Source organism: Butyrivibrio sp. (assembly GCF_017940685.1).
Classification (GTDB): domain Bacteria; phylum Bacillota; class Clostridia; order Lachnospirales; family Lachnospiraceae; genus Butyrivibrio.
Map to the genome: position 1 here is coordinate 1 of NZ_JAGAYD010000243.1, position 2,645 is coordinate 2,645.

General features: G+C 43.8%; 3 protein-coding genes. All 3 read right to left on the minus strand.

The genetic code is table 11. The features are described 5' to 3' along the window. Positions 1-203: 203 nt before the first annotated feature. From J6I68_RS14210 to J6I68_RS14220, 3 genes are read right to left on the minus strand one after another with little or no spacing between them, the layout of a single operon-like run. Entirely contained in the window at positions 204-1,100 is an 897-nt protein-coding gene (locus tag J6I68_RS14210; RefSeq protein ID WP_292221278.1) for a metallophosphoesterase family protein, read from the minus strand. A gap of 14 nt (positions 1,101-1,114) precedes the next feature. Beyond that, complete coding sequence (locus J6I68_RS14215) at positions 1,115-2,038, minus strand: SPFH domain-containing protein (protein ID WP_292221280.1); 924 nt, start codon at positions 2,036-2,038, stop codon at positions 1,115-1,117. Beyond that, on the minus strand, positions 2,039-2,482 hold the full coding sequence (locus tag J6I68_RS14220) for an NfeD family protein (RefSeq protein WP_292221281.1): 444 nt from the start codon (positions 2,480-2,482) through the stop codon (positions 2,039-2,041). It abuts the gene before it with no gap. Positions 2,483-2,645: the final 163 nt, after the last annotated feature.

Below are 2,645 nucleotides of genomic sequence, written 5' to 3' on the forward strand. Positions count from 1 at the left end.
AAACCCTGCTTTCTTGGCGTGCCATTTGTTGTAAACACAAGATATGAAATTTCTAATACACGAACTATTACATCATTTTTGGGGGGACGAAAGTCATTTAAAATCCTTAACTAAATGACATTGGGACGGTTCTACTGTCAGGTTTTACTTAGATAAAACCTGACAGTAGAACCGTCCCCGTGTCAGCAGAACCGTCCCCGTGTTTACTCTTCTTCCTCCACTGGAATCTCTTTCCCGTAGAGGTCTATTCTGTTTTCCTTAAGGGCAATTGCCCAGTACTTCTCAGGAATGTTAGGCCATTTCACTGACCCTCTTTCCTGCTCGCAGAGCCTCATGGCTCTAAGAAGCACTGTCTGATTTAAGTCAACTCCTGTCCTTATGGTGTGCATTGTAACTGCAGCCCAGGCTGGAGCCATCTTGCAAAGCTCAGATTCCTTGAATTCCCTGAGGATCTCTTTTCTATTGTAGTCAAGCTGGATGTACTCTTCTTCCCAGCCTTTGGTGCTTCCATGTAGTATGCAGAACTGCGCCTTGCCATCATAGTACCATGGAATTCCGATAGATCCGGGGTTAACGCCCTTTTTGCCTCTGTAGACGTAGGTGTCCTGCACATGATTGTGTCCGTGGAGTAAAAGCCCGGTTTTAAGGTGCGATAAGACCTTCTTGGTATTTCTTTTCTCCCTGAACATCAGCTCACTGATATTAGTTGGTGAGCCATGGCAGTATTCAAACCCAGGGAACCCCTTCATCTCATAGATCCCATAATTTGGAAGAGATTCAAAGAACTCAAAGTCCTTTCCTGTAAGGTTTTCGTAGGTGTACAGAAGGGATCCGCTTGCGGACCCCTTTCTCCATCCTACTTCTCCGCTATTTTTGTAATCAAGCAGATATTCCTCTCTGTTACCTCTTATGATGTAGGTGTTAAAGTACTGCTTGAGTACATATATTTTTTCAAGAGTCTTCTGTGGGTTTGGGCAGTCAGTGACATAATCACCCAAGAGGACAAAGTTTGTTATTCCTCTTCCACAGGCGTAATCAATTGCAGCCTGTAGGGCTGAATGATTGCCATGGATATCGGAAAACACTGCAAAATCGGCCATATAAAGGCTCCTTATTATGACTTAACAACTTCCTTGATTGACTCAGCAAGTCCAGCGATTCCCTGAATATTGGAAGGAACGATGATCTTGGTAGCCTGGCCATTAGATGCCTTTTCAAATGCCTCAAGGCTCTTAAGTGTAAGAACTGACTCGTCAGCACCTGCCTCCTTGAGCATTGTGATACCTTCAGCGTTAGCCTTCTGAATGCTCTTGATGGCTTCAGCCTGACCTTCAGCCTCTCTGATTCTCTTTTCTCTCTCAGCTTCAGCCCTAAGGATTGTAGCCTGCTTGTCAGCTTCAGCCTGAAGGATCTTGGACTGTTTTTCACCTTCTGCAACAGTGATCTGGCTCTGCTTCTCACCTTCTGCAAAGAGGATCTTTTCTCTCTTTTCACGCTCAGCCTTCATCTGCTTCTCCATGGCATCACGGATCTGCTCTGGAGGATTGATGTTCTTAAGCTCTACTCTTGTGATCTTGATGCCCCATGGATCTGTGGCAATATCAAGAGCATCCTGCATCTGTGCATTGATCTGATCTCTTGATGTAAGGGTCTCATCAAGGGTAAGGGAACCAATTACGTTACGAAGTGTTGTGGCTGTAAGATTCTCAATAGCTCCGATAGGATTTCTTACGCCATATGCATATGCCTTGGGGTCAGATATTCTAAAGAATACGATGGAGTCGATCTGCATGGTAACATTATCCTGTGTGATAACAGGCTGAGGTGGGAAATCACAATACTGCTCTTTAAGATCAACCTGTCTTGCTACTCTGTCGATAAATGGGATCTTGAAGTGAAGTCCAACGTCCCATGTCTCCTTATATGCTCCCAGCTCCTCTATAACATAAGAATGGGCCTGTGGCACAATCTTGATGTTTGAAGCCAGTAAGATAATTACTAAAATGATAAATACTACTGCAATAATTCCTGCTGTCATTTATACTCCCTCTCTTTCAACAATAAGTTTTGCTCCCTGGACCTGTACTACCTTAACAGTCTCACCTGCACGAATTATGATATTGTCCATTGAAGATACTGCAATCCAGGTAGAGCCGTCCATATCTACTTTACCTGCGCCATGAAGATTGTCGATGTCAGTCTTGGCAATAAGCTTTCTTCCAACATAAGCATCAATGTTTGTCTTTTTAAGCCTGTTGTTGAAGTGCCTACTTGCAATTGGTCTTACAAGGACCAATATCACAATTGACACCACAAGGAACGCAGCTATCTGCACCGACAGCGGTGCGCCAATAAGAGCCAGCACAAAAGCTACTGCTGCTCCTGCTGCAAACCATATGGTGACAAGTCCCATGGTGAAAATCTCTGCTACAGATAAAGCGACAGTGATGATAAGCCAAATAAGGCTTTCTGAGATTCCCATACACTTTCCTCCTTTTCCCCTGAGGTAGTGTCAAATCTGACACCCCTTTTTTGTTACTAAATCCTTTATTTTCGGGAGGTTTAAATAAAAAGAGCATTGACCTCCCTTTTTGGTATAATGTCTATCGCCAAACAGACTAAAAAAAAGGAACCAATGCTCATGG